This is a genomic window from Candidatus Avedoeria danica (assembly GCA_016703025.1).
Classification (GTDB): Bacteria; Chloroflexota; Anaerolineae; order Epilineales; family Epilineaceae; genus Avedoeria; species Avedoeria danica.
Genome location: JADJCV010000005.1, coordinates 194,398 through 220,212 on the forward strand (window position 1 = coordinate 194,398; position 25,815 = coordinate 220,212).

Consider the following 25,815-nt stretch of genomic DNA (forward strand, 5'->3'; position numbering starts at 1 on the left):
GATGATAGACCCTCGGACAATGCCGTTGACGTGCCGGCCGCGGCCGTCTATCGTTCCGCCATGTCCCACCGGAGTCCCGACGTCCTGTTGACCGAGCGCCGCGCGCTCGTCCTCGGCCTGATCGTGCGCGAGCACATCGCGCACGGCCAGCCCGTCAGCTCGCACTGGCTGATCGACCACTACGATCTCGGCGTCTCGAGCGCGACGATCCGCAACGAGATGGCCGCGCTCGAGGACATGGGCCTCCTCGGCCAGCCGCACACCTCGGCAGGACGCGTACCGACGGTCGCCGGCTACCGCCTGTTCGTCGAACGCCTGATGCGCCACGCCGCCCTCGCCCCGCGCGAGATGCGCACGATCCGCCACCAGTTCCAGCAGGCCGGCGGCGACGTGGAGCGCTGGCTGCGCCTGGCCGCCGGTGCCGTGGCCAGCGCGACGGGCGCGGCGGGCCTCGTGGCCGTGCCGGAAACGCCGACCGTCGCCGGCACGGCGGCGCTGCCGCTCGAGCTGACCGTGCCCCGCCTCTACCACGCCGGCCTGGCGGAGTGCATCGAAGCCCCCGAGTTCGCCGAGGCGGAATCGCGCCGCGGCATCGTCAGCCTCCTCGAGCGCGGCGACGGCCTGCGCGCCGTCCTCGACCGCCTGCCGCCGGAGGGCGTCCACGTCCTCATCGGCGGCGAGCCCCCCCTCGAGCACGTCCCGTACCTCACGCTCGTCCTCGCGCGCTTCGGCCGCGGCGGCCACGGGGCGGCATCGGCGGCGTCGCGGCCCGTGCCGGCGACCTGGCCCGTGGCGGCGCGGGTCGGCGGGCCGTTCCCGGACGGTGACCCGGGCAATTTCGGCGACCAGACCGGCGGGGCCCCGGGCCCGGCCCCCCCGGGGCCCCCCCCCCCGCCCGTGTTAGCGGGACGTCTGTCGGATGCCCCGCAGGCGACCTGGGACCGCGCGGCGGATCGGCACACGCGTGGCGGCCCGCGATCGGACGCCATGGCACCGACGCCCGATCCCGGGGCGCCCGGTTGAACGTCCGTTCCCTGGGTGGCCGCACGCCGCGGCGCGCTCGGTCGGGATCACGTACCGCTGGCGCTCGACCTGACGGGCCAAGCCTGGCCTTGTGCCGGCCTTGGGCGGCGTCGGGCGGAGCGGATCGGCGGCCAGCCTGGCCTCGGCGGCTCCCGGAAGTCCGCTGAACCGGGGGGACGTGCGCCTGGGCGAGTCGGGACTGGGCGGCGAGGTCTCCCGTGCGCCCTGCGGCGTCCGCATCCTGACACACCGCCACCCCATGCGCCCTGCCCCGCCTGCGCCCCGTCCCTGCCTCGCCCTCCCGGCGCCCCCGCACCCCCCTGGCGGGGGGGGGGGGGGGGGGGGGGGGGGTGCGGGGGGGGGGCCCCCCGGGCCGCGGGCCGGGCGGGCCCCCCCGCCCCCCCGCCCCGCGCCGCCCCGCCCCCCCCGGCCCCCCCGCCCCCCCCCGCCCCCGGCGGGGGATTGCCCGCTATACTCACCCGAACCCCGTCCCCAGCCGGTCGGTCCCGCGCGCCCATCGCCCGCCCACCGACTGTTTCGTGGAGTCCCAGGACAGATGGCCACCGACTTCTACGTGACCCTCGAGGTCGATCGCTCCGCCACCGACGATGAGATCAAGCGCGCCTACCGGCGCCTTGCGCGGCAGTACCACCCCGACGTGAACCCCGATCCCGTTGCGGCCGATCGGTTCAAGGCCGTCAGCGAGGCGTATGAGGTCCTCAAGGATCCCCGCAAGCGCGCCACCTATGACCGCTACGGCCACGCCGGCGTGCGCGGCGTGGCGGGCGGCGGCGCGGCCGGCGTCGACATCGGCGACATCTCCGACCTGTTCGAGCAGTTCTTCGGCGGCTTCGGCGGCCGGCAGCGGCAGCGGCCGAGCGGTCCGCAGGCCGAGCGCGGCGCCGACATGCGGCTGCGGCTCAAGCTGACGTTCCGGGAGGCCGTCTTCGGCGTCCGGCGGAGCATCGAGGTCGTGCGGCGTGAGACGTGCGAGGGGTGCGAGGGGTCGGGCGCAGCGCCCGGGACGGCGCCGACGACGTGCCCGCACTGCAGCGGCACCGGCCAGGTGCGCCACGTGCAGCAGAGCATGCTCGGCCAGCTCGTGAACGTCCGCACGTGCGCCGAGTGCGAGGGCACCGGGCTGTACGTCGAGACGCCGTGCCCGGACTGCCGCGGCCGCGGCCGCTCGCAGCGCACGCGGGCGCTCGAGATCGACGTCCCGGCCGGCGTGGACAAGGGCACGCAGGTGAGGCTGACCGGCGAGGGCGAGCACGGCCGACACGGCGGGCCGCCCGGCGACCTGTTCATCGTCCTCGACGTCGAGGCCGATCCGACGTTCCAGCGCGACGGCGATGACGTCCTGCTCGATCTGAGGATCAACCCAGCCGACGCCGCCCTCGGCGCCGAGATCGAGGTCCCGACGCTGGACGGCGTGGCAACCGTCCAGCTGCCCGCCGGCACCCAGACCGGCGACAACCTGCGGATCCCCGGCGAGGGCGTGCCACACCTCCGGCGAACGGGACGGGGCGATCAGGTCGTCACGGTCTTCGTCAAAACACCCGACAAGCTCACCCGTGAGCAGCGCGACCTCCTCGAGCAGCTCCGCAGCACGCTGCCCCGCGCCGAGGTCGTCGAGCGCGGCTCACGCAGCCGGTTCTGGGACCGTGTCAAGGAGCGCTTCTCGTGAAGCACGCCGGCAACGCATCGCCGCAGCAGCCCTCGACGGACCGCGACGAGGTTGTGCCCGGCGCGTTGTCGGACGCAATGGGATCGGACCTGACGGGATCGGACGCAACGGGATCTGACGCGGCGGTTTCGACGGCGCTCATCGAGATCGCCGTGCCGGTCGAGGGCGAACTCGTCGAGCCCGTCTTCGAGCTCTTCGAGCGACATGGCGGCGGCGCCGTCATCGAGACGCGCGTCCGCGGCGCCGAGTCGGGGTACGACGACGCACGCCCGCAGACCTGGGTTCGGACCTACCTCCCGGCCGGCGATGCCGAAGCGCGGCTGCGCGTCGAGATCGGCCTGTGGCACCTCGGACAGATCTACCCGCTGCCGGAGGCCATCGTCCGCGAGCTGGCCGAGGCGAACTGGGCCGAGGCATGGAAGGCGCACTACACGCCGCAGCGCGTCGGCCCGTTCCTCGTGGTCCCGAGCTGGATCGATGCCGATGCGGCGTTGCTCGCCGACGCCGACAGTGTCGCCGATGACAGCGGAGATGCGCCGCCGATGCTCGATGCGCCCGCTCCGATCGTTCCCCACGTCATCCGGCTCGACCCGGGCATGGCCTTCGGCACCGGCCAGCACCCGACGACGCGGCTGTGCCTGATCGCCCTCGCCGAGCACGTCCGCGGCGGCGACCGCGTCCTCGACGTCGGCGTCGGCAGCGGGATCCTGGCGATCGGCGCCGGGCTGGTGGGCGCCGGCGAGGTCGTCGGCGTGGACATCGACCCGCGCGCGGCCGAGACGGCGCGGGCGAACGCGGCGGCGAACGGCGTGCTGTTGGACGCGCGGGCAGGATCGTTGAGCGCCCTTGCAGCCGATGCTGCGGCAGACGCCCCGGCACTGACGCCGTTCGATCTCGTCGTCGCCAACATCCTCGCACCGACGGTCATCGAGTTGGCCGGCGGGCTGGCGGATTGGACACGGCCGGGGGGGTCGCTCATCGCCAGCGGCATCCTGGCGGAGCAGGCGTCCGATGTGGCGGCCGCATTGTGCGCCGCCGGCTTCGCTGCGCCCGCGGTGTGCGTCGACGGCGACTGGGTGGCGCTCGTGGCCGTTCGCAGGGCCGAATCGGCGTCCGACGCCGGTGCACGATGACGGCGGACCAGACGACCACCGATCCGCTGCGCGTGTTCGTCCCGCGCGGCGCGCTGCATGACGGCGCCCTCCGCCTCGACGGCGACGACGCCGCGGCCCTCGCGGCGCGCGGCGTCGCGGCGGGCGACCGCATCGTCGCGTTGGACGGCTCGGGCTGGTCGGCTTGGATCGACCTGACGAGCGTCGGCTCGGCCGCGTGCTCCGGCCGCATGGTCGAGCGGCGGTTGGCAGCGGCTCGTCGGACGAAGGTCAGCCTCTACTACAGCCCGCTGGACACCCCCGCGGCGCGAACGCTCGCCGGCGGCGCGACGACGGCCGGCGTCGTGGCGATTGCGCCGGTGTTCTCGTCCGCCAGCCGGGTCGACGTGATGCCCGTTGAGCCGGCGATGCTGGCGACCGTCGTGCAGGAAGCGGCCGAAGCCGCCGGCTGGGGCCGCCGGCCGCTCCTCGGCGACGCCGAGTTCCTCGACCAAGCCGTCGACCGCGCCGCACGCGCCGGCGCCGCCGTCCTCATGGGGGTCGCCGGCGCTGCGCCTGTCGGAGCCTCGCTGCCGAACCATCCGTTCACCGTTGCCCTCTTCTGCCCGACCGCCGGTGCGTACGCGCCCGATGAGCTTGCCCGCGCCGCAGCACGCGGCGCGGTGGCTGTCGCATGGCCGGATGGCGATCCGGTGGCATCTGCGCTGGCCATGCTCGGCGAGGTCTTCGCGGCGCTCGAGCCCGCATAGTTCCGGGTGCGGCCGCTCCGCGAGGCACCGACACCGCGCCTCAGATCGGCCGCCGCAAGATACCGTTCGCGGCCTTGACGGCTCCCACACCCCCGACTATCATCAAAAGGTTGAACTGCCCGGCCTCAACCCGTCGCCCGACCGGACACGACCCCGAATATGCCGAACCGCATCGATAGCGCAGAGTATTGGATCGAGGATTTCGAACCTTCCGGTGACGACCTCGAGGCCTTGTACGCCCATATGCTCGACGTCTTGCAGCCTGCCACGATGGTGGCGTTGGCGGCGACCGTGGTCCGACGGCGGGTATCCGCCGCGCTGGCGGCGCAAGCGGTCAACACCAAAGGCGACGGCGCCGTTTACATGCCGGTCAACCGGTTCGAGGTCGGCCAGAAGCTCGTCTTCCCGGCCGTGGGCGGGGCGAACGGCAAGGTTGAGGCGGTGCGGCCCGGCAACAACCCGGGACAGTACGGCGCATACGACGTCATCGCCGTAACGCTCGATGGGCGGCGGCGTGAGTTCGCCGCCGGGATCGGGTTCCCGCACGAGCTGGCGCAGGCCATCGGCGACCTGGATGCCGACGCGCTGGCCGACAAGTGGTCCCGTGTGATCGAGCCCCGGTTGCGCGAGCGGATTGGCGGCGACGGGGAGTGGTCCAACCTCGGTGACCGGTGGATCCTGAAGTCGCTTCTGCCGGAGGTCAACACCGGCCATCGCAACTTGGCGGAGGCGATCCTGATGCTGGCCGGCGAACCGTTACCCGCCAAGAAGATCCTGAAGGATCTGGACGTCGACAAGTCCGCGCCCGAGGCCACGCGCGAGCTGGGGCTTGACCTGGCGCTGTCCACCGACAAGCGATTCCGCAATGTCGGCGCCATCGAGGCGCCATTGTGGACGCTGGCTACGCTGGGCTGATCCATGCACACGATTGCCACGATCCACACTCCGTTTCACATCGACCTCAACTGGTGGGCCACGCACGGCCGAAACCTGGGGCGCTTCCTGGCTGAGATCGTCGGCGCCGAGGACGACACGCGCGCCACGAACACGGCCATCGACTTCATCCATCCCCGCACCGCCGAAGTCCGCCAGATCGATCCGCTGTGGGCACGCGTCCTCACCGAGCGCGCCTACCAGCCGGACTACATCACGCCGTCGACACCGCTGACGAACGCGCTCCTGCGCGCCCTCGTGGAGAACGTCAACGAGCCGATGACGGCCGTCGAGATGCACCGCCGCCTGAACCGCTCGAACCCCGAGACGCTGCTGCGCGTCCTCAAGACGGCCCGCACCGAGTACGGCATCGTGCCCGCGGAGAACGTCGCCCGGCAGTAGGCCCGTGGGCATCACGGACAGGCCACGGCTCCGTGCGCTCGATCCGTCGGCGGCGGCGACGATCGCCGCGTGGCTCATCGTCGCCCTTGCCCTCGCCGCTCGCCTTTTCCGTGCCGACGCCCAGAGCCTGTGGTACGACGAGGGCACGAGCGCCCAGTTGGCGACGCGGACGGCCCGTGAGATCGTCACCGCGGCGGCCGGCGACATCCACCCGCCCCTCTACTACCTGCTCCTCGCGGCGTGGTCACGCCTCTTCGGCCACGGCGTCGTGGCGCTGCGGGCGCTGTCAGCCGTCCTCGGCACGGCCCAGGTGGCCGCGACGTTGGCGATCGGGCGGCGCATGGGCGGTTCGCGGCTCGGGCTCGTCGCCGGCCTGCTGGCGGCCACATCACCCTACTTGATCTGGTACGGCCAGGAAGTGCGGATGTACGTACTGGCCGGTGCGCTCGGCGCGTGTCTCGTCGCCCTCGCGGTGAGCGATGTCGATGCGCTGGTCAGGCGTGGAGACGGGGTTCGTGCCGGGGACAGGGGTGCCGGGGACAGGGGTGCCGACGTCGCGGTGCGCCCGGTCGCCGCCGCCGCGCGCACCGCGCTGATCGCTCTCGTGGCGACGGCCGCGCTTTACACGCAGTACCTTGCCGGCGCGGCGGCCGTGGCGGTCGGCGGCGCGGTGATCGCGCTCGGCTGGGCGGCGGTGTGGCGGCGGCGCGGCGTCCTGCCGCGCGCATCGATGGGCCGCTGGATCGGCGCGTATGCCGTGGCCGCCGCGCTGTTCGCGCCGTGGATCGCAAGGGCGTGGCCGGTGCTGCGCGATTGGCCGGCGCTCGGGGCGCCGGTGGCGCTCGGGTTTGTGGGGCGGGAGGCGGTGGGGACGTACGCGGTTGGGGTGAAGGGGCCGGTGACAGGGTGGTGGTGGTGGGCGATGATGGCGGGGGTCGTGGTGGTGGGTGCGGCGTGGGCGTGGCGCCCGGGATCGTTGCGGCGCGGGCGGCCTGTGGGCGACGCGTTCGCATCGCCCCTACGCGGGGGGGTGTTGGGGAGCGACGGGGTGGCATCTGGGGCGGGGATGGGGGAGCGGTGGAGGGGGCGGTGGGCGGTGGGGGTGGCGATCGTCGTCGCGGTGGTGCCGCCGGTCCTTGTTTGGGTGGCTTCGCTGCGGCGTCCGGCATGGAATCCGAAGTTCATCATCGCGGGGGCGCCGGGGTTCGAGTTGTTGTTGGCGTTGGGGGTGGTGGGGATTGCGGAGGCGGTGCGGGGGTGGTGGACGGCGAGGGCGACGCATGCGTCGCCCCTACGCGGGGGTGCGGGGGGAGGGCGGCGTGCGGGTGATGCGGAGGATGGGGGCGACGGGGGCGGGAGGTGGCGGCGGCGCGGTGGGTCGATCGTCGGTGCGGTGGTCGGCGCGATCGCGCTGGGCATCGTTTTCTGGCCGCGGCTGGTCGTCTGGCGTGCGAACGCGTACGACGCGGCGTATCAGCGGGACAACTACCGCGGGATCGCCGCCGAGATCGCGGCGCGGGCAGGGCCGGACGACGCGGTGGTGCTGAACGCGCCGACGCAGGTGGAGGTCTTTGGATTTTACGATCGGGGAGCGCACGCGACGTTTCCGCTGCCGATCGGCCGGCCCGTCGACGTCGAGGCGACGAACGACGCTCTGGCGGCATTGGGGGCGCGCCATCGCGACGTCCACGCCGTTCTCTGGGCGACGAACGAGAGCGATCCGGACGGCCGGGTCGAGGCGTGGCTGAACGCGAACCGCTACAAGGTCGATGACCGTTGGTTCGGCAATGTGCGGCTCGCAACATGGGTCGCGGATCGCCAGCCGAGCAGCCGTCCCGTGACCGCGAATTCGGTCGTTTTCGGCGCGGTCATCGAGCTGATGGAGGTCGTCGCAGCACCGGCGCGCCCGGGCACGGGCGCATACGGCGGGGTGTCGCCGGAACGGCGGCCGTTGGTCCTGGACGCGCGTGCCGGCGACTACATGACGCTGGATGTCACTTGGCGAGCCGTGCGTCCCGCCGATGGCGACTATGTCGTCTTCACCCAACTCGTCGATCGCGACGGACGAATGGTGACGACCCGCGACATGCGCCCGCACGGCGGGATGTTGTCGACATCGGATTGGCGCGCGTCTCCGCTCGATGGGTCCACAACGCCAGCGGAACCGTACGACAGCGGGACGCCCGACGGTCCGGTCCTCGACCTCATCGCCCTGCGCGTCCCCCCCGACACCCAACCCGGCGACGGCTACCGCCTCGTCCTCGGCCTGTACGACCCCGCCACCGGTCAGCGCCTCGCGCCCGACACCGGCGGCGATGCGTTCGAGGTCGCACGCGTCACCGTGACGCCGCGCTGATCCCCCATCGCCCGTCCCGGCGCACCCCTACCCCAACACCCCCGCCACCCGCAGATTCAACGCCATCCGCTCCCCCGGATCCGCCGAATCCGGCACGAACGCCTCGCCCGTGAGGCGCTCGAACGCCTCGATGTACAGCCGGCTCATGCGTTCCGCCAGCGCGCGCGGCAGGGGCGGCGGGTCGCCGTCGCCGCGGTAGCCGGCTTCGTCGACGTACCAGCGGCGGAGGAACTCCTTGTCGAACGTCTCGGGCTCCTCGCCGGCGGCGAAGCGCGCCGCGTAGTTGTCCAGCATCCAAAAGCGCGAGCTGTCGACGGTGTGGATCTCGTCGATGAGCGTCAGCTGCCCGTCGACGTCGCCGAACTCGTACTTCGTGTCCACCAGGATCAGGCCGCGCTCGGCCGCCAGCTCTTGGCCGCGGGCGAAGAGGCGGCGGGTGGCGTCCTCCATCTGAGCGTAGACATCCGCCGGCACGAAGTCCGCCGCCAGGATCTCCTCGCGCGTCATCATCTCGTCGTGCTCCCCCGACGTCGCCTTGCTCGTCGGCGTGATGACCGGCTCGGGCAGGCGCTCGTTCTTGCGAAGCCCATCAGGAAAGTCGATGCCGTACAAGCGACGCTTGCCCTGGTCGTAGTTGAACCAGAGCGCCGTCTTCGTGACGCCCGTGATGTAGCCGCGGATGACCATCTCGACCGGCCAGACGCGTGCGTCGCGGGCGATGATGACGTTCGGGTCCGGGACATCGACGACGTGGTTGGGGACGATGTCGGCCGTCCGCTCGAACCACCACTGCGTCAGACGCGTGAGCACCTGGCCCTTGTAGGGAATCGTCCCGACGACGCGGTCGAAGGCGGACTGGCGGTCCGTCGTGACGATGATCCGCTTGTCGCCGACACGCCAGATGTCGCGAACCTTGCCCTGCTCCTTGCCGGGCAGCGGCAGGTCGACGGTCAGGACGTCCGTCGTCGGGATGGCGGCCAAGCGGGCGAGGTCGTCGGTCAGTGTCGTCATCGCATGTCCCCCACGGTCATCGTTGCTGTCCTGCCACGTAGGCGTCGATCCCGATCTCGTCGAGCCGCGCGTTCTTGGCCATCAGCCCGTCGGCCAGTTCGATGCGATACTCCTCGAGCAGCCCGGCCAGCTCCGCGTCGCCGAGCGCCAGGATCCGAACCGCCAGGTGAGCCGCGTTGCCCGCCTGGCCGATGCCGACGCACGCCACCGGGATGCCGGGCGGCATCTGCACCGTACTATACAGCGCATCGACGCCGTTCAACCCTGCCGATTCGCTCCTGAGAGGCACCCCGATGACGGGCAGAACGCTGTGCGCCGCGACGACGCCCGCCAGGTGCGCGGCCATCCCCGCCCCGCAGATGAACGCCCGCACCCCGCGGTCCGGCGCTGTCTCGACGTACTCGACCGTCTCGGCCGGCGAGCGGTGCGCGGACAGGAATCGCACCTCGTGCTGTACGCCGAAGCGGTCGAGGACATCGGCCGCGGCGCGCATCATGCCGAGGTCGCTGTCGCTGCCCATGAGGATGGCGACCCGTGGGTTGGAACTCGACATCGAACTAGCCTCCTGCGCCTGCGACCGTGGCCGGTCTACGTCAACAGCTCGCCCAACCGTCCCTTGTACGCCGCCGCCTTCAGCTCCATCGCGATCCGCTCGCCCACGCTCACCGAGCGGCCGTGCAGGTAGGCACTGTACGGTGTCGCGCCGATGCCGGGCGATCCGGGCACGCGCGGGCTGACGTCGACGACGACGAAGTCTTTCTTCGGCGGTCCGGGCACGACGATGCTCTGCAGCGCGAACGGGCCGATCACGCCCGGCGCGTACAGCCGCGCGGCCGCCGCGGCGAAGCGCTCGCCGGCCTCGAAGATGGATTCCAGCATGCTCTCGAGAACGGTCACGGCCACGTGGCCGGCTTCCTCGTACTTCGGCGCGATGTAGTCGAGGATCTCGGCCTGCAGTGTCGCCGGAACCGTCGCCAAGCCGCTGATGTTCGTCTGGCGGCGCGTGTCCGTGCCGAGGAGCTCGACGCGCCCGGTCAGGGGCGATTGGAAGAAGTTGAAGTTCACGTGCGCGCCGAGGACGAACTCCTCGATCGTCGCGGCGGCCAGCGCCGCCTCGGTGATCGTCCCTGCTGCCAGCCGCGCCTCGGCGACGCGCTCGAAGTCCTCGGGCGTGCGGGCGACGAAGAACGCCCGCTCGAAGCCGCGCGCAGCCTCGAGGACCTTGACCAGGACGGGGCGGTCGATGTCGCGGTGGCTGGCGAAAAGCCTGGGGTGGCGGATCTCGGCCGCGTCCAGCAGGTCGTACTGGTTCGGGTGCTGGTCGCGCTCCTCGATCCGGAGCAGCCGGCGGTTGCCGAACATCGGTACGTGGAAGTCGTTCTCGATCGCGTCGAGGTCGTTCACGTAGACCTCGAACGAGCGGTGCGGGACGAAGACGCAGTGGCGCGCGTTGAGTTCGGCCTGCACCTCGGGCGCCATGATCGATGCGAACCGGTCGACGAGGATCGTCGCGTCCACGCAGCCGCGGCCGGTGGCGGCGTCCGTCGCGAAGTGCTCGGCGTAGGTGCGGTGGCGGCCGTTCTCGACGACGACGAGCGTGCCGAAGCCCTGCAGCTTGGCGCCACGGCAGATCTCGAGGGCGGAGTGGCTGCCCAGGGTGGCGATCGTGAGCTTGTCGCCGGACAGTTGGGCAATGCGGTCGTCGAGCCAGTCGGTCATCGCGCGGCCTCGTTCATCGGGTCGGTGCGGCCCTGGCGATCGAATCGGTCCCATCTCGGCACGTGTCCCGTCACGATCTCACCCAGCGTGCCCCCCGCATGCGCCTCCCGCACCTCGCGCGCGATCCGCCGCCCGGTGCTCATCGGCTCGTCGAACCACAGCGCGGCATAGGGGCTGCCGTCGACGAAGAGGTTCGTGCCGGCGACGATCCGGCAGCTGATCTCGATCACGTGGAACCGCAGGTCGGGCGTGATGATCGTCTCCAGGCAGAACGGCCCCCAGAAGCCGCGCGGGTCGATCCGATCGCGCGCGGTCTGCACGACGCGCTCGCCCATTCGGTACGCCTCTTCGAGCATCGACTCCCGCAGCACGAGCGGGCTGTTGCCGACGACGACGTAGCTCGGTACGGGCTCGACGGCCTGCTGGACGTGCCACGGCAGCCGGCCGAGACCGTCGACGTTCGTCTCGTAGCGGCGGTCCATCGACAGGATCTCGAGGCGGTCGTGGACGACGCTCTGGAAGTAGTGGACGTAGAGCGTGACGCCGACGATGTAGCGCTGGATGGTGTAGCGACCGTGGCCGAGCGCAGCGAGCTGGTCGTCCAGGTGGCCGCGCGAGCGAGCGAGGAAGTAGCCCTGGCCGCCGGCCGCCCCGAACGTCTTCACGATGACCGGCCAGTCGCCCGCGCCGATGTCGTCCGCCGTGGCGAACCCGGCCGGCATCGGCACGTCCGCGGCCGTCAGCCACTCCCGCTGCAGATCGCGATCGCCCTCCCACCGGAGGACGGCGCGGCTGCCGTAGTAGCCGGCGCGCAGCGTCTGGTTCGTCGTCTCGCCGAGGTAGGCCACGAAGCTGCCGTGCGGAACGAGAAGCGCCTGGCGGTCGATCAGATCGTCCTCGAGCGCCTCGAAGTCGTCGTAGGACGGGATCGCGATGACGTCGTCGATGAACGGGTAGCGGCGGTAGAGCGTGTCCTTGCCCGCCGGCGCGACGACGGCGCACGCGAAGCCCTCGTCGTGCGCGCCGCGCAGGATCTGCAGCGCCGAGTGGCTGCCGAGCGTGGCGATGAGCGGTCGGGTCATGCGCCGGCGCCCGTGCCCAGATCGGTGTCATCCCCGATCTGCCGCCCTGCGGCGTCGACGCCGTCCACGGGTTCGACGCCGTCCACGCTGTCGCCGATCGCATCGGTCAGCGCCCGCCAGCCGATGTCGTGCCGTACGACCATGTCATCGAAGTGCACGCCGCCCGGTCCGATCGCCGCGTACGTCGTTCGGAGCGCCTCGACGACGCTCGGGCCGACGCCGGTGACGCCGAGCGCGCGTCCGCCCGATGTGCGCACGACCTCGGTGCCGTCTTCTTCGCGGCGCGTGCCGGCGTGGAAGACCTTGACGCCGCCGCGCATGTCGGCGCCGTCGAGGCCGTTCACCGTCGCGCCGGTCGTCACGGGGCCGGGGTAGCCGGGGCAGGCGAGGACGACGCACGCCGCGGCGCCGGGCGCGAGGTCGAACGGCGCATCGGCCAGACGACCGGCGGCGGCGAGCGCGAAGAGGAGGGCCATGTCGCTCTGGACGAGCGGCATTTGTACCTGGGTCTCGGGGTCGCCGAAGCGGGCGTTGAACTCGACGACCTTGGGGACGTAGTGGGGCGCATCACCGGTCAGCATGAGTCCGGCATACAGGCAGCCGGTGAACGGGTGCCCGTCGGCGCGCAGGCCATCCAGCGCAGGGGCGATGATCGTCGCCTCGATCCGCGCCATGAGCTCGGGCGTGGCGATCGGCGCCGGCGCGTACGCGCCCATGCCGCCCGTGTTCGGTCCGGTGTCCCCTTCACCGACGCGCTTGTGGTCTTGCGCCGGCGACAGCAGTCGATAGGTGTTGCCGTCCGAAATCGCCATGACGGACAGCTCCGGCCCCTCCATCCGCTCTTCGACGACGACGTGCGCGCCGGCCGGACCGAAGGCGCCGTCCTCCATCATCGCGGTGACCGCCGCCCCGGCCTCCACCGCGTCGTCGCACACCACCACCCCCTTGCCCATCGCCAGCCCATCCGCCTTCACGACGCACCGCCCGCCCAGCTCCGCGACGGCGCGCAGCGCGTCCTCGACGCTCGAGGCGGTGGCGAACGCCGGGCCCGGGATGCCGTAGCGGGCCATGAATGCCCGTGCCCAGCCCTTGCTGCTCTCGATCCGCGCCGCCTCCCGCGACGGACCGAACACCGCGTGCCCGGCGGCCCGCAGCGCATCCGCCAGCCCGGCCGCCACAGCGTCATCGGGCCCGATGACGGTGAGGTTGACGTCTGCTTGCGACGCGAGTGCGACGAGGCCGTCGATGTCGTACACCTGTACCGGCACATTGCGGCACTTTGCCTCCCGCGCCGTACCGCCGTTCCCGGGCGCCACGATCACCTCGCTCACGTGCGGCGAGCGGGCGATGGCCCAGGCGAGCGCGTGCTCGCGGCCGCCGGAGCCGACGACGAGGACGCGGGCGGGGTGGGGGATGGGCATGGGCGCTGGATCTCCTCAACGGGACAAGCCGGCCGGCGGCACAGCCCTCAGGGGCGCGATTCTATCACGTGCGGGCGAGCAGGGATCGACGACGAGCGCGGTGGAATCCCGCCGTCACCCGTCGCCCACGACGGCGTCGACAACCGCCGTCAGGTCCACCCCTCGATCGACTTGCGGCGCCACCCCCCACCCTTCCCCGACCACCCGCATCGTCTCGAGCATCAACGGCACCTCCCGCATCACCCCGCGCCGCCGAATCGCCCAAAACAATGCGTCCCCCGTCTCCCGCTTCTTCGCCCGCTCCCCCGCGATGTACGCGGCCCGCTCGGCGCGTGCGGCCGGGTCGCCGTCGCCGCCCGGCAGCGCGGCCCACAGCGGCATGAGGTCCGGCGACGCGATCGCGTACCGGCAATAGCTGACGACCGGCCCTTCGTCGACCTCGACGATCACGCGGTGCAGCATCGCACCGGACTCGGCCGGTGCTTCCGCCGTCCCCGGCCCGCGCTCGACCAGATCCCAGATCACGTCGAACCACATCTTCCCCAGCGGCCCCCACGGCAGCGCCGGGTGCAGGTTCACCCCGCGCCGTTCGGCGCACTCGCGCGGGCCCCAGATCCACATGTCGCCCAGCAGGAAGTCGAGGGCCGTCGCCGGCAACCGCTCACGGTGGGCGGTGTAGTATGCGTCGCGCCACGCCATCAGCGGGGCCGGGTCGCCGGCGGCCTCGGCGGCACGCGCCGCCTTTCGCTGCGCAGGCGCGTGGCGGACTGCCGATGTGCGGACGATCGGGACATCGGGGAAGCGTGCCGCGAGGAGGTCGACGGAGGCGTCCGTGTCCGCGCTCTCGCCGGCGACGCGGTTGACGGCGATGAAGGCGATGGCGACATTGCCCGCCCGGCCGGCGCGCACGGCGTCGACGATGGCCAGAATGCCGTCGCGGGAGCTCGGGCCGGTGAACGTCGTGAAGAGGCCGATGGGGGTGGGGGTCGACATCGGGGGGTATTCTAATTGCGCCGGATGCGGATTGCGCCGGATGCGGATCGGGCTCGGCGCCGGATCGATGACTTGCGCCGCGAACGCCCATGCGAAAGGAGCGAAGGCATGTCGGTGCGCTATCAGGACCACGTCGACGACCTCTCACCCGACCACCTGCGCGGCGGGTTCTGGGACGGGTGGTCACCCAACCCGCCTACGCCCGCGACGCACCTGGCGCTGCTGCATGGCAGCACCCACCGTATCGTGGCCATCGACGCGGCCACCGGCCACGTCGTCGGCTTCGTCACCGCCGTGAGCGACGGCGTGCTGTGCGCCTACATCCCGCTCCTCGAAGTGCTCCCGGCGTACAAGGGTCGCGGAATCGGCACCGAGTTGATGCGGCGGCTCCTGGCGGCGCTCGACGATCACTACATGATCGATCTGCTGTGCGACGAGGACGTTCAACCGTTCTACGCGCGGCTGGGGATGCAGACGACGACGGGGATGGCGGTTCGGAACTACGATCGCCAAGCGGGCGCGGACCTGCCCGCTTGACGCCTTGCACCGCTCATCCTACCATCGCCCCGCTTCCGAACATCCGTTCATCTTTCGCCCCGGAGCCGTCCATGGGCCGCGTGATCAACACCGACTCCACCGGAGCGCAGCGCTCGCGCCTGCGCCGGACCATCGCCGAGTGCCTGAACCGCCTGATGGCCAAGCCGGAGCTCGATGCCGAGGCCAAGGACATCGCCTCGCTCATCGTCCTGGCGTTGCGCGAGATCACGGACGGCGTGGCGCAGAGCGCCGACGTCTGGGACAAGCGCGGCTACTACCTGAAGAGCGACGCGCTCCGCAACGACTGGGACTGGGCCGATCGAACCGCCGACCGCATGGGCAACCTCATCCGCGTCGGCGACTGGGCCCGGCTGCCGGTCGTCCTGGCGACGCTCGTGCCGCGGTTCGCGGACGTCGACGTCGTCAAGCTGACGCGGACCGAGGCGCTGTGGCGCGGGGCGTACGCGCGGCTGCTGGCGGACGAGACGAAGCGGCGGGCGAAGGTGCAGGGGACGACGTGAAGCCGGCCGCACGGTGAAGCGGGCCGCACGCGTGCCAGGCCGTCACGCCTCCTCCTCCGGCGCGACGCGGAAGACGAAGCGCTGGTAGACATAGGCCAGTCCGAGCAGCGACACGCCGAGGCCGAGGAAGCTGAAAACGCGGTACAGCCCGGTCAGCCCCGCGACGTCGAACAAGAACACCTTGCACACGGTGATGATCATCACCGCCAGCGAGGCATAGCGCGCCGCGGGCAGCTTGCGCAGGATTCCGAGGCCGAGCAGCGCGATCCCGAAGATCGTCCAAGCCAGAGAGTAGCTGTACATCTCGCGCGTCGTCGTCTCGCCGACGGTGAGCACGCTGCCGTGGAACGCCTGACGCACCTCGAGCGACAACAGCGCGAACCCCAGGACGCCGATGAGCGCCGCGGCCGCCCGCTGCAGCCATCGATCCTCGTCGGGCCGCACCGCCCGGGCGACGAGGAAGCACAGCACCGCCGGCACGCCGTACAGGAGCAGCAACCCGTTCAACACCCGCCACGGTCCGACCGGCATCCCGTTCGCCCACGGGTTGGCGACCGCCAGGCAGGTGACGACGGTCAGCACCAGCCCCCACCACGCCAACAGCCACCCACCCATGACGACCGCCCGCCACGGCCATCGTCGCGCCGCGAATCGGAGCGCCAACGCCAGCCCGAGCGGCGTCAGGACGTGCAGCGTCCACTCGAGGATCGCCCACCGCCCGTCGCCCGGGTCCCACAGGCCAAGCTCGCCGTGGAATCCATGGCCGACGAGCAGGTGCACGAGCAGCACGGTGAGCGCCAGGGCCATCCATCGCAGCGCCTCGCTCAGCCTGGTCTCTGCGCGGTCCGTCCATGGGCGGCGCCAAGGCGCACTGTCGAGCGCACTGCCGACTGCCTTCTCAGTCGGCGCGACGGCGACATCCGCGGCGCCGGCTGATGCGACGGCGCCAGGAGCGGCGGATCGACGAACTCGCAGGCCCGACGCCCAGTGCGCGGCCGCCAGCAGTGCCGCGATCGGCACCCCATATCCGAACAGCGCCGCATTCGCAACGGGCGTCGGGCCGATCTCGAACGCTGCCGTCTCGGGAACCACGAGGAGCCGGAGCGTCACGAGCGCCGCCAGCGGCCAAGCCGTCTGCGCCAACGCCCACAGCCCCAGCCACCGCGCCGTCCAGCATGCGCCGGCCGCGATCACCGCCCATCCGACGGCCAGCCACCAGTCCTCGAGGTCGATGCTCGCGCCGATGAACAGGAGCGCGACGACGCCGATCGTGAGCGCGGCCAGCGCGCGGTCGTGCGCCGCCGGGCCGGCGACCGAGGGCGCCGCTGCCGGTGATGGGGCCGTCAGCGCTTTGCCCAACAGCGCATCGCCCGACGATGCGCCCCCCGACCGAACGCCGCCCAACCTCGCCCGCCGCCGGGCGATCGGCACGGCCGCGATCGCGAGCACGACCGCGAGCATCGTCGCGACGGTGCCCCAGGCGATCGGCATCCCGTTGGGATAGAGCAGGCTGTCCGGCCAGAGCACATTGCGGGCGACCACGAAGTAGGCGAAGCACACGCCGGCCACGAAGCCCGCCCATCGGTCGACACGCGCCGCACTCCAGCCGAGGGCGTAGCCGCCGCAGGCAAACAGGACGCCGAACGCCCCGACGAGCCAGGCCGGTACGTCGCCGTCCTGCGCGGCGCCCGATAGCAGCAGCACGGCGGTCGTGATCGCCGCCAGCCAGGGCACACGATCCCAGTCCGCGCGCAACCGGCCGAGGGCGAGCGAGCCGGCGCCGAGGAAGCCGATGAACAGCCAGTCCGTCAGCCGGTAGCCGCCGGTGTCGAGGCTGATGCCCAGCAGGAAGGCGGCGTAGATCGCGCCCGCCCAACCCGCCGCCACCGCGATCGCCTCGCGCTGCGCGCTCCACTCGTCGCCGCCCCGGCCGAGCCGGCTTGCCGCGCCAATCGTCGTCGCGGCGCCGAACAGCGCAAAGAACCCGAGGACCGTCCCGTCGCCGGGATCGTAGGTTCCACTCAGCAGCCAGAGCACAAACCACGCGGCGCCCCCGCCCAGCACGGCCAGACCGGCCCACCACCAGTCGCGCTTGCGGGCCACCGTCACGACGCCGAGCTGCAGGAGCGCCAGGTAACCGAACAGCCGCAGCGGACTCGGGTCGGGCACGTCGAGCAGCGCCGGGGTCAGGAAGCCGCCGATCATGCCGATGATCACGATCACCGGCCCATAGCGCAGCGAAAGCAGCACGGCGACCGCGGTTGTCGCCGCCATGCACAGACTGCCGATGGCCAGCGGGAACAGCCCGTAGATGTTCGTTGCGACGAGGAACGTCGTGTAGAGCACCGCGATGCCGGCCGCCGCCGTGCCGCCGGCCACGGAGCGCGACCGTCCCCGGATCCGCTCGGCCACGCCGAGCGCGCCCAGCCCGAACACGATGCCCGTCACGACGCGCGCCGTCTCGCCGAACCAGCCGTTGTCGATCGCCCACTTGAAGAAGAACACGCCGGCCAGCGCGATCAGGATCGCGCCGACCCACAGCAGGCCGCGCGTACCGAGCATCCGCTCGAACCCGCCGCCGCGCCTGGCGGGCGGTGGTGCAATGGGCGCGGGCGGTGCAGGCGGCGACACCTCTGGCGACGTCGTGGTGGCCGTCGGGACGCCCGCAGCAGCCGCGGCGACGGTCGGGGCGGACACGGGCGTCGATGGCATCACGGGGCTCGGTGTCGCAGGGCTCGAGGTCGCCGTGCGCGGCGGCTGGGGCGCCGGGACGGGCACAGGACGGCCGACCGGGGCCGGTACCGGGGGTGCCGACGTCGCACCGTCCGTGCCCTTCCGCTCGCCTCCTGTGGCCCCCTTGAGCTCGCTCACCTCGCGCTCGAGCCGCTGGACGCGCTGCCGGAGGTTGAGCACGACGACGAATGCCGCAAACGGCAGCAGCGCAAGGCCGCAGATGAGGAATGCCCCGAGGATCTCGTACCCCATCGCCCGTCTCCCCTTTGATCGGCCCGTCGTTCGCCGGCGCTGCAGCGACCGGGGTAGCATATCACCGACCTTCGAACCAAAGACGCCCGATCATCCCGGCCTCTCCCGATGATCGCCTCCTTCCCCACCGAAAGGCGCTGCCGATGTCCTGCCCGTTGCCCCGGCGCCGTCAGCGCGCCGCGAGTGCCGCCGGTACCGTCCTCGCCCTCGCTCTCACGCTCACCCCGGCTGCGTGCACGCCGGCGGCGTTGACGACGTCGCAGCCATCGCCTGACGGCGCCGTCGCCACCCCGCCGAACACCGCCACCCTCGCAGCGACGGCGCTGGCGCCCACCACCGCCCCGACCGAGACAACGGCCGACCGTCCGACGTTGCCCGCCCCGCCTGAGATCCCCGCCGGCGCCGCCCCGCCGACGCTCGCCGAGATCGGCATCACCAGCGCCGCCGCCGAGACGTTCGACGCCGTCGCGACGCTCGGCGTGTCGAGCCCGTCCGGCGACCCGTTGTGGGTGGCCTACACCACCGGCCTCCGCAGCTTCGACGCAGGCGCCGAAACACCGCACACCGTCGCCATCCTGGCCCGCGAGGGCGATGCGTGGCGGGTCCTCGATCGCATGGAACTCGGCGGCGACGTGTCCAAGGCCGATGCGGCGGCGACGCCGGATGTCGACGCGTACTACGGCCCGGACTACATGGGCGAGGGCGGCGTCGCCCAAGTGCAGATCGAACCCAATCGTCTCTGGCTGACCGTCGACGGCGGCATCGGCGCCCACAGCGGCAGCTTCGCCGTCCTCTCGTTCGACGGCGAGCACCTCGAGCTCGAAGCGCACGCATCGAACAGTTTCCCGGGCGTCGGGCACGTCGAGGACCTCGACGACGATGGGATCGGTGAGCTGGTGATCGACCAGACGGACGCCTACGTGTTCTGCTATGCGTGCGGGGTGCGCGAGGCAAGCGTAGGTGTGCTGAAGTGGGATGGCGATCGACTGCAGCCCATCGTGCTCCAGCCCGTTGCGGACGACGACAACGCCGACGATGCGCGCTACGCGCTCGACGCGGTCGCCGGTGGATTCTGGGAGACGGCGGCCGCATTGGCCCGCAGCGCCTTGCAGTCCCAACCGGCGCCCCCCGGCGCACCGGTCACCGCATCGAACGCCAATTGGGACATCCTGCGGAACAACAGCATCGTGGTCGACGCGAACTTCGAAGCCCGTGCAGCGCTGACGAGATCCGGCAACCCGTACCCCGTGCTCCATCACGTGTTCCTCGGCGACTGGCCCGGCGCGGTCGACGCCCTGCGGGCCCTCACGCCCGAGCTCCTGTTCGCGCCCGATTCGCCCCTCGTCGTCGGCACGCCCGCCGAAGGCAATGTCCCGGCGCTCGCCGAACGGATCGGTATCGCCGCAGGCAGCGCGCTGAACTATGGACCGAAGTTGGCCGGCGCGCCCACGGACTTCCAGTGGGACGCAGCCCCGATCCACTTCCTCCGCGGCTGGTCCACCTGGCTCGCCGCCCCCGGCTCCGCGGCGGCCCGCGCCGACATCGCCAGGGCCGCCGCGCTGGCGCCCGACGATGACCTCTTCACCGCCTCCGCCGCTTGGATTGCCGCCCAACCATAGCAGCAGAGTCAACGGCCGAAGCCGTTGGTTCTCCTGCGCCCGTGTCCTTTTCAGACCGCCTTAGGACCACCCCGCCCAGGCGCCCGACAACCCGTCGCCCTCCATTGGCTATAATCCGCTCCCCCCACGCCTGCCGCCCGCCGACCACCTCCCCCGGAACCCCATGGACATCGTCTGCCTAGGCCTCTCTCACCACACCGCCCCCCTCGGCGTGCGCGAACGCGTCGCGCTGGACCACGCCGCGCGCCACGATCTCATACGCGGCTTGACCGACGCCTCGAATTTTGGGTTGGCGCACGAGGCCGTTGTCCTCTCGACGTGCAACCGGACGGAAATCTATTCCGCCGGCGACGACATCGACGCGCTGTGCGCCGCGCAGCTCCACGCCTTGGCGTCGACGGCGGGCGTAGCCCCCGACGAGATCGAGCCCCACATCTACCTACACACCGGCCCCGACGCGGTCGCCCACCTGCTTCGCGTCGCCGCCGGCCTCGACAGCATGGTCCTCGGCGAAGCGCAGATTCTCGGCCAAGTCCGCACCGCCGCCGCCGAGGCCCGCGCCGCCGGCACCGCCGACCTCATCCTCACCACCCTCTTCAAGCACGCCGTGCGCGCCGGCCGCCGCGCGCGCGCCGACACCGACATCAATGCCCGCGCCGGCAGCGTGCCATCGGCCGCCGTCGAGCTGGCCGGGCGCGCGCTCTCGCAGATGCAGCGGACTCGGACCGACTCGCCGATCGTTCCGTCGACGGACGCTTCGGACCGCCCGTCGGCAGACCCGTCGGCAGACCCGTCGGTCGGCCTTTCGACCCCAACGAGTCCCCGCGTCATCGTCGTCATCGGCGCCGGCAAGATGGCCGTGCTGGCCGCCCACGCCTTCGGCAAGGACGGCACGAGCCACATCGTCGTCACGAACCGCAGCTACGACGCCGCGATGGCATTGGCGCGCCAATGGAACGGCTGTGCCGTCACGTTCGACCACCTCCTGGATGCCGTCGGCCGCGCCGACATCGTCCTCTCCTCCACCAGCGCGCCGCACGCCGTCCTGACGCAAGCCGACGTCGAAACCGCGATGCGCACCCGCCCCGACCGCCCGCTCGTCATCGTCGACATCGCCGTCCCACGCGACGTCGAGCCCGGCGTCGCCGACGTGCCGGGCGTGCGCCTGCTCGACGTCGACGACCTGCAGAGCGTCGTGGCCACCAACCTCGCCGAACGCGCCTCATCGATTCCGCTCGTCGAAGCCATCGTCACCGCCGAGGCGGAGCGCTTCGCCCGGTGGCTCGCGGCGCTCGACGTCACGCCCACGATCGCCGCCCTCAGGCAGTGGGCCGACAGCGTCCGCGCCCGCGAGCTCAGCCGCATGTTCCGCCGCCTCGACGCGCTGGGTCCGCGCGAGCGCGAGCTCGTCCAGGCGCTCTCCGTCGCCCTCGTCGGCAAGCTCCTCCACGCACCCGTCGCCCGCATCAAGGCCAGCGCCGGGTCGATGGAATCGCTCCAGCTGGCCGCGACCGTGCGCGAGCTGTTCAACATCGACAGCCTCGTCACCGACCCTGACGACGGGACGCTCGCCGACGCCGACGACGGGCTTGTGGCTGCCTCCGATGACGGGCTCGTCGCCGAGATCGTCGACCGCATGGCCGATCGTCCCCTCGCCCCCCAAGCCGCCGCTCCAGCCCATGCGCGACCGCCTCGTCCTCGCGACGCGCGGTAGCGCCCTCGCGCTCGCCCAGGCGAACCACGTCGCCGACGCCTTGCGCGCCGCATGGCCTGGTTTGGCGGTGGACCTGACGATCGTCCGAACGATCGGCGACGCCGTCACGGACCGCTCGGTCGCCGAGATCGGCCAAGGCGTCTTCGTCCGCGAGGTTCAGCAAGCCGTCCTCGACGGCAGCGCAGACATCGCGGTTCACTCCTACAAGGATCTCCCGACCGCCCCAGCCGACGGGCTGCGCGTCGCGGCCGTGCCGCTCCGCGCGGACGCCCGCGACTGCCTCGTCAGCGCGGGCGGCCGCGCCCTGTCCTACATGCCGCCCGGCGCCCGGATCGGCACCGGCAGCGCCCGCCGGCGCGCCCAGCTCCTGCGGCGGAACCGTGCGCTCATCGTCGAACCGCTCCGCGGCAACGTCGACACCCGCCTCGGCCGCGCAGCCGCCGGCGACCTGGACGGTATCGTCCTCGCCGCCGCCGGCCTGCGCCGCCTCGGGTTGGCCGACCGGATCACCGAGGCCTTCGACACGGACGTCATGGTCCCGGCCCCGGCGCAAGGTGCGCTGGCCCTCGAGATCCGCACGGACGACCTGAGCACCGGCGAAGCCGTCGGCGCGCTGCACGACGATTGGACGGGCGACGCCGTCGCCGCCGAGCGCACATGCCTCGCGCTCCTCGGCGGCGGCTGCCATGCCCCGATCGGTGTACATGCCGTGACGGACGGTGAGACGATCGCGCTCGTGGGCATCGTCAGCCGACCGGATGGCAGCAAGTCGGCGCGGCTGCGCTGGAAGACACACACCCAGAGCCCGACCGAGGCCGGCTCGATGCTGGCCGATCTCCTGATGGCCAGCGGCGCGGGCGCCATCCTGGCCGAGTCCGAGCGCGGCGGGTTCGCGTGACCGTCGAGCTGACGCTTCCGACGCCTCGCCCGCTCGCCGGACGGCGCATCGTCGTGACCCATCCGGCGGACCGCGACGACGCGCTCGCGACGCGCCTCCGCGCGCTGGGCGCCGTCGTCCTGTCCGCACCGAGCATCGCGTTCGCCGTTGCCCACCGGGATGAACCGTCGCCGCTCGACGCCCACCTCGCGCGCCTTGAGGAATACGATTGGCTGATCTTCACGAGCGCCACGGCGGTGCAGGCCGTCGTCGATCGTCCCACGTGGGCCGCCCCGCCCCGCTCGGGCGCCTCGTCCGCCGCCGCTTCGCGCTGGCCGCGGGTCGCGGTCGTCGGGATGGCGACGGCGGCGGCATGTCGGCGCGCCGGGATCGACGTCGCCCTCGTCGGCGAAGGCGGCACGGCCGAAGGCCTCGTCGCACAGCTTCGCGCTGCCGCACCGGGTGGTTCATCGACAACGCCGCGGTCCGGCAACGCCACCGAGACCGACGATCAAGCCCCCCGCGCCCTCTTCCCTCGCGCCGATATCGCCCGCGCCGACCTGCCGGACGGGCTGCGCGCCGCCGGCTGGCACGTCGACGAAGTCGTGGCCTACCGGACGACGAGCCTTGCGCCCGGTCCCGACGTCGTCGCCGCGTTTGCCGAAGGCGTCGATGCGGTCACGTTCGCGTCACCGAGCGCCGTACGGGCTCTCACGGAAGGGCTCGACGCTGCATCGCGTGAGCGGCTGTCCGGCGCCGCCACCGTGTGCATCGGTCCGACGACGGCGGCCGAAGCAACGGCCGCGGGGCTGACGGTCGCCGCCGTGGCGCGGCAGCGGTCGACGGATGGGTTCGTGGCGGCGGTGATGGAAGGGCTGGCTGCCCGCTGGGCGAACGAAGGAACGGCCGAATGACGATCCGCAAGCCGAACATCGACCCTTCCGACGACTCGCTCATCGAGTTCCTCACCCACCGCCCGCGCCGCCTCCGCCGCCTCCCCGGCTTGCGGCGGCTCGTCCGCGAGACCGTCCTCACCCCCGCCGACTTCATCTACCCGCTGTTCGTCGTCCACGGGACCGGCATCGAGCGCGCCATCGAGGCGATGCCCGGCCAGGCGCACCGCTCGATCGACCGCCTGCCGGCGGCCATCGACGCCGTCGTCGCGGCCGGCGTGCCGGGCGTGATCCTGTTCGGCCTGCCGGCCGCCAAGGATGCCGTCGGCACCGAGAACTTCGCCGCCGACGGCATCGTCCAGCAAGCGATCCGGGCCATCAAGGCGCGTGCGCCGGAACTCGTCGTCATGACGGACGTCTGCCTGTGCGAGTACACGGATCACGGCCACTGCGGCGTCCTCGGCGTCGACGCGCACGGCCACGGTCCGATCGTCCTGAACGATGCGACGCTGCCCGTCCTCGGCCGCGTCGCGGTCAGCCACGCCGCGGCAGGGGCGGACGTCGTCGCGCCAAGCGGCATGATGGACGGCATGGTGGCCGCCATCCGCGGCGCGCTGGACGACGCAGGGCATGACGACGTCGCGATCGTTTCCTACGCCGCCAAGTACGCGTCCGCGTTCTACGGCCCGTTCCGCGAGGCGGCCGACAGCACGCCGCAGTTCGGCGACCGGCGCGGCTACCAGATGGACCCCGCCAACCGGCGCGAGGCGCTGCGCGAGATGGCGCTGGACGTGGACGAGGGCGCCGACGTGCTCATGGTCAAGCCGGCGCTGGCTTACCTGGACGTCATCGCTGCGGCGCGCGACGCCTTCGACCTGCCGGTGGCCGCCTACAACGTGTCGGGCGAGTACGCCATGGTCAAGGCCGCCGCCGCCCGCGGCTGGCTGGACGAGCGGGCGAGCGCGCTCGAGACGCTGCTGTCCATCAAGCGCGCCGGCGCGGACATGATCCTGACGTACTGGGCGCTCGAGGCGTCCGCGTGGCTGGCGGAGGGGCGGGGCGATGTCGGCTGAGACGACGGCGGGTCCGACGGCCCTGCTCGCCTCGGCCACCGACCGCTTCCTCAGCGCCTGCCGCCGCGAGCCGGTCGACGCCACCCCGATCTGGCTCATGCGCCAGGCCGGGCGCTACATGCCGGAGTACCGCGCCCTCCGGGAACGCTACGACATCCTCGAAATCATCCGCACGCCCGAGCTTGCACTCGAGGTCACGCTCCAGCCGATGCGCGCCTTCGACCTCGACGCCGCGATCATCTTCGCCGACATCCTGACGCTGCTGCCCGGAATGGGTCTGGATCTATCGTTCGCCCGCGGCGAGGGGCCGGTGATCCACAACCCGCCGCGCCGCCGCGCGGACATCGACGCGCTCACGGACGTGCCGATCGAAGAGAGCGTTGGCTTCACCCTCGAAGCCATCCGGCTCGCGCGCCGTGCCCTCGACGGCCGCCGACCGCTCATCGGCTTCTCGGGTGCGCCGTTCACGCTGGCGTGCTATGCGCTCGAGGGCGGTTCGTCCCGGCACTACACGCACGCCAAGGGCATCCTGTTCGACGACCCGGCCGCCTGGGACGCGCTGATGTCCCGCCTGGCCGAACGTGTCGGCCGCTACCTGCTCGCCCAGGCCGAGGCCGGCGCGCAGGCGCTCCAGATCTTCGACAGCTGGGCCGGCGCCCTCTCGCCGTCCGACTACCGCGCCCACGCGCTGCCCTACACCCGCCGTGCGATCGAGATCGCCCGCGCGGCCGGCGTCCCGATCCTCCACTTCGGTACCGGCACGGCCGGCATCCTATCGGACATCGCCACTTCCGGCGCCGACGTCGTCTCCGTCGACTGGGCCATCGACCTCGACCGGGCGTGGTCGCAGCTCGGCGATCTGGCCGTGCAGGGCAACCTCGACCCCGTCGTGCTGCTCGGCGATTGGCCGGCGGTTCAGGCGCGGGCGGACGACGTGTTGGCGCGGGCAGCGGGACGGACGGGACACATCTTCAATCTCGGCCACGGTGTGTTGCCCGCGACGCCGATGGACAACGTGCGGCGGTTGGTGGATCACGTGCATCAGGCGAGAGAGGCCCTCACCCCCCGACCCCCTCCCCCAAGTCTGGGGGAGGGGGAGGTCGTGTAG

The 25,815-nt window shown here is 72.1% G+C and carries 22 protein-coding genes; 15 read left to right on the forward strand and 7 right to left on the reverse strand.

The genetic code is table 11. The features are described from left to right. The first annotated feature begins 60 nt into the window (after positions 1–60). The 7 genes from IPG72_15215 to IPG72_15245 all read left to right on the forward strand — a co-directional run bounded on the left by IPG72_15215 (position 61) and on the right by IPG72_15245 (position 8,262). Positions 61–1,023: a hypothetical protein gene (locus tag IPG72_15215; GenBank protein ID MBK6770325.1), complete on the forward strand. Its 963-nt coding sequence runs from the start codon at positions 61–63 to the stop codon at positions 1,021–1,023. Between the two features lie 556 nt (positions 1,024–1,579). Continuing rightward, positions 1,580–2,710 (forward strand): molecular chaperone DnaJ, encoded by a 1,131-nt coding sequence (gene dnaJ, locus IPG72_15220; protein ID MBK6770326.1) that lies wholly within the window; start codon positions 1,580–1,582, stop codon positions 2,708–2,710. Positions 2,711–2,787: 77 nt separating this feature from the next. Further along, positions 2,788–3,843 (forward strand): 50S ribosomal protein L11 methyltransferase, encoded by a 1,056-nt coding sequence (locus tag IPG72_15225; protein MBK6770327.1) that lies wholly within the window; start codon positions 2,788–2,790, stop codon positions 3,841–3,843. Beyond that, positions 3,840–4,571: a hypothetical protein gene (locus tag IPG72_15230; GenBank protein MBK6770328.1), complete on the forward strand. Its 732-nt coding sequence runs from the start codon at positions 3,840–3,842 to the stop codon at positions 4,569–4,571. Before IPG72_15225 ends, IPG72_15230 begins: the two co-directional genes overlap by 4 nt. 159 nt (positions 4,572–4,730) lie before the next feature. After that, positions 4,731–5,486: a hypothetical protein gene (locus IPG72_15235; protein ID MBK6770329.1), complete on the forward strand. Its 756-nt coding sequence runs from the start codon at positions 4,731–4,733 to the stop codon at positions 5,484–5,486. Between the two features lie 3 nt (positions 5,487–5,489). Further along, entirely contained in the window at positions 5,490–5,906 is a 417-nt protein-coding gene (locus IPG72_15240; GenBank protein ID MBK6770330.1) for a hypothetical protein, read from the forward strand. 4 nt (positions 5,907–5,910) lie between these two features. Next, complete coding sequence (locus IPG72_15245) at positions 5,911–8,262, forward strand: glycosyltransferase family 39 protein (protein ID MBK6770331.1); 2,352 nt, start codon at positions 5,911–5,913, stop codon at positions 8,260–8,262. A gap of 27 nt (positions 8,263–8,289) precedes the next feature. Here the strand turns inward: IPG72_15245 and IPG72_15250 are convergent, their stop codons facing one another. The 6 genes from IPG72_15250 to IPG72_15275 form a co-directional block, all read right to left on the reverse strand. After that, positions 8,290–9,273: a phosphoribosylaminoimidazolesuccinocarboxamide synthase gene (locus IPG72_15250; protein ID MBK6770332.1), complete on the reverse strand. Its 984-nt coding sequence runs from the start codon at positions 9,271–9,273 to the stop codon at positions 8,290–8,292. Positions 9,274–9,289: 16 nt separating this feature from the next. After that, on the reverse strand, positions 9,290–9,826 hold the full coding sequence (gene purE, locus IPG72_15255; protein ID MBK6770333.1) for a 5-(carboxyamino)imidazole ribonucleotide mutase: 537 nt from the start codon (positions 9,824–9,826) through the stop codon (positions 9,290–9,292). A gap of 35 nt (positions 9,827–9,861) precedes the next feature. Then, positions 9,862–10,992, reverse strand: a complete 1,131-nt coding sequence (locus tag IPG72_15260; GenBank protein ID MBK6770334.1) for a DUF1297 domain-containing protein — start codon at positions 10,990–10,992, stop codon at positions 9,862–9,864. After that, positions 10,989–12,074: a formate--phosphoribosylaminoimidazolecarboxamide ligase gene (locus tag IPG72_15265; protein ID MBK6770335.1), complete on the reverse strand. Its 1,086-nt coding sequence runs from the start codon at positions 12,072–12,074 to the stop codon at positions 10,989–10,991. Before IPG72_15265 ends, IPG72_15260 begins: the two co-directional genes overlap by 4 nt. After that, positions 12,071–13,495: a phosphoribosylamine--glycine ligase gene (purD, locus tag IPG72_15270; protein ID MBK6770336.1), complete on the reverse strand. Its 1,425-nt coding sequence runs from the start codon at positions 13,493–13,495 to the stop codon at positions 12,071–12,073. Before purD ends, IPG72_15265 begins: the two co-directional genes overlap by 4 nt. 114 nt (positions 13,496–13,609) lie before the next feature. Then, a complete protein-coding gene (locus IPG72_15275) occupies positions 13,610–14,488 on the reverse strand; it encodes a hypothetical protein (protein ID MBK6770337.1) in 879 nt (292 codons plus the stop codon). A gap of 108 nt (positions 14,489–14,596) precedes the next feature. On the opposite strand from IPG72_15275, the gene IPG72_15280 reads away from it, so the two are divergent. Both IPG72_15280 and IPG72_15285 read left to right on the forward strand, forming a co-directional pair. Beyond that, entirely contained in the window at positions 14,597–15,025 is a 429-nt protein-coding gene (locus tag IPG72_15280) for a GNAT family N-acetyltransferase (GenBank protein ID MBK6770338.1), read from the forward strand. A 71-nt stretch (positions 15,026–15,096) separates the two neighbouring features. Further along, positions 15,097–15,546 carry a hypothetical protein gene (locus IPG72_15285; GenBank protein ID MBK6770339.1) on the forward strand — a complete coding sequence of 150 codons (450 nt, stop codon included), beginning with the start codon at positions 15,097–15,099 and terminating at the stop codon, positions 15,544–15,546. A 42-nt stretch (positions 15,547–15,588) separates the two neighbouring features. On the opposite strand, the gene IPG72_15290 is transcribed toward IPG72_15285, so the two are convergent. Further along, positions 15,589–18,531 carry a DUF2339 domain-containing protein gene (locus IPG72_15290; GenBank protein ID MBK6770340.1) on the reverse strand — a complete coding sequence of 981 codons (2,943 nt, stop codon included), beginning with the start codon at positions 18,529–18,531 and terminating at the stop codon, positions 15,589–15,591. A 143-nt stretch (positions 18,532–18,674) separates the two neighbouring features. Here IPG72_15290 and IPG72_15295 point away from each other — a divergent pair, with 143 nt between their 5' ends. The 6 genes from IPG72_15295 to hemE all read left to right on the forward strand — a co-directional run bounded on the left by IPG72_15295 (position 18,675) and on the right by hemE (position 25,815). Next, positions 18,675–20,150: a hypothetical protein gene (locus tag IPG72_15295; GenBank protein MBK6770341.1), complete on the forward strand. Its 1,476-nt coding sequence runs from the start codon at positions 18,675–18,677 to the stop codon at positions 20,148–20,150. A 163-nt stretch (positions 20,151–20,313) separates the two neighbouring features. Continuing rightward, on the forward strand, positions 20,314–21,864 hold the full coding sequence (hemA, locus tag IPG72_15300; GenBank protein MBK6770342.1) for a glutamyl-tRNA reductase: 1,551 nt from the start codon (positions 20,314–20,316) through the stop codon (positions 21,862–21,864). After that, complete coding sequence (hemC, locus tag IPG72_15305) at positions 21,830–22,762, forward strand: hydroxymethylbilane synthase (protein ID MBK6770343.1); 933 nt, start codon at positions 21,830–21,832, stop codon at positions 22,760–22,762. Before hemA ends, hemC begins: the two co-directional genes overlap by 35 nt. Further along, positions 22,759–23,655, forward strand: a complete 897-nt coding sequence (locus IPG72_15310) for a uroporphyrinogen-III synthase (protein ID MBK6770344.1) — start codon at positions 22,759–22,761, stop codon at positions 23,653–23,655. Before hemC ends, IPG72_15310 begins: the two co-directional genes overlap by 4 nt. Beyond that, a complete protein-coding gene (hemB, locus tag IPG72_15315) occupies positions 23,652–24,707 on the forward strand; it encodes a porphobilinogen synthase (protein ID MBK6770345.1) in 1,056 nt (351 codons plus the stop codon). The genes IPG72_15310 and hemB overlap by 4 nt, the downstream gene beginning before the upstream one ends. Further along, positions 24,697–25,815 (forward strand): uroporphyrinogen decarboxylase, encoded by a 1,119-nt coding sequence (gene hemE / locus IPG72_15320; GenBank protein ID MBK6770346.1) that lies wholly within the window; start codon positions 24,697–24,699, stop codon positions 25,813–25,815. The genes hemB and hemE overlap by 11 nt, the downstream gene beginning before the upstream one ends.

Coding starts and splice junctions, on each gene's coding strand:
- IPG72_15215 (MBK6770325.1), top strand. CDS start 61: ATGTCCCACCGGAGTCCCGACGTCCTGTTGACCGAGCGCCGCGCGCTC.
- dnaJ (MBK6770326.1), top strand. CDS start 1,580: ATGGCCACCGACTTCTACGTGACCCTCGAGGTCGATCGCTCCGCCACC.
- IPG72_15225 (MBK6770327.1), top strand. CDS start 2,788: ATGGGATCGGACCTGACGGGATCGGACGCAACGGGATCTGACGCGGCG.
- IPG72_15230 (MBK6770328.1), top strand. CDS start 3,840: ATGACGGCGGACCAGACGACCACCGATCCGCTGCGCGTGTTCGTCCCG.
- IPG72_15235 (MBK6770329.1), top strand. CDS start 4,731: ATGCCGAACCGCATCGATAGCGCAGAGTATTGGATCGAGGATTTCGAA.
- IPG72_15240 (MBK6770330.1), top strand. CDS start 5,490: ATGCACACGATTGCCACGATCCACACTCCGTTTCACATCGACCTCAAC.
- IPG72_15250 (MBK6770332.1), bottom strand. CDS start 9,273: ATGACGACACTGACCGACGACCTCGCCCGCTTGGCCGCCATCCCGACG.
- purE (MBK6770333.1), bottom strand. CDS start 9,826: ATGTCGAGTTCCAACCCACGGGTCGCCATCCTCATGGGCAGCGACAGC.
- IPG72_15260 (MBK6770334.1), bottom strand. CDS start 10,992: ATGACCGACTGGCTCGACGACCGCATTGCCCAACTGTCCGGCGACAAG.
- IPG72_15265 (MBK6770335.1), bottom strand. CDS start 12,074: ATGACCCGACCGCTCATCGCCACGCTCGGCAGCCACTCGGCGCTGCAG.
- purD (MBK6770336.1), bottom strand. CDS start 13,495: ATGCCCATCCCCCACCCCGCCCGCGTCCTCGTCGTCGGCTCCGGCGGC.
- IPG72_15275 (MBK6770337.1), bottom strand. CDS start 14,488: ATGTCGACCCCCACCCCCATCGGCCTCTTCACGACGTTCACCGGCCCG.
- IPG72_15280 (MBK6770338.1), top strand. CDS start 14,597: ATGTCGGTGCGCTATCAGGACCACGTCGACGACCTCTCACCCGACCAC.
- IPG72_15285 (MBK6770339.1), top strand. CDS start 15,097: ATGGGCCGCGTGATCAACACCGACTCCACCGGAGCGCAGCGCTCGCGC.
- IPG72_15290 (MBK6770340.1), bottom strand. CDS start 18,531: ATGGGGTACGAGATCCTCGGGGCATTCCTCATCTGCGGCCTTGCGCTG.
- IPG72_15295 (MBK6770341.1), top strand. CDS start 18,675: ATGTCCTGCCCGTTGCCCCGGCGCCGTCAGCGCGCCGCGAGTGCCGCC.
- hemA (MBK6770342.1), top strand. CDS start 20,314: ATGGACATCGTCTGCCTAGGCCTCTCTCACCACACCGCCCCCCTCGGC.
- hemC (MBK6770343.1), top strand. CDS start 21,830: ATGCGCGACCGCCTCGTCCTCGCGACGCGCGGTAGCGCCCTCGCGCTC.
- hemB (MBK6770345.1), top strand. CDS start 23,652: ATGACGATCCGCAAGCCGAACATCGACCCTTCCGACGACTCGCTCATC.
- hemE (MBK6770346.1), top strand. CDS start 24,697: ATGTCGGCTGAGACGACGGCGGGTCCGACGGCCCTGCTCGCCTCGGCC.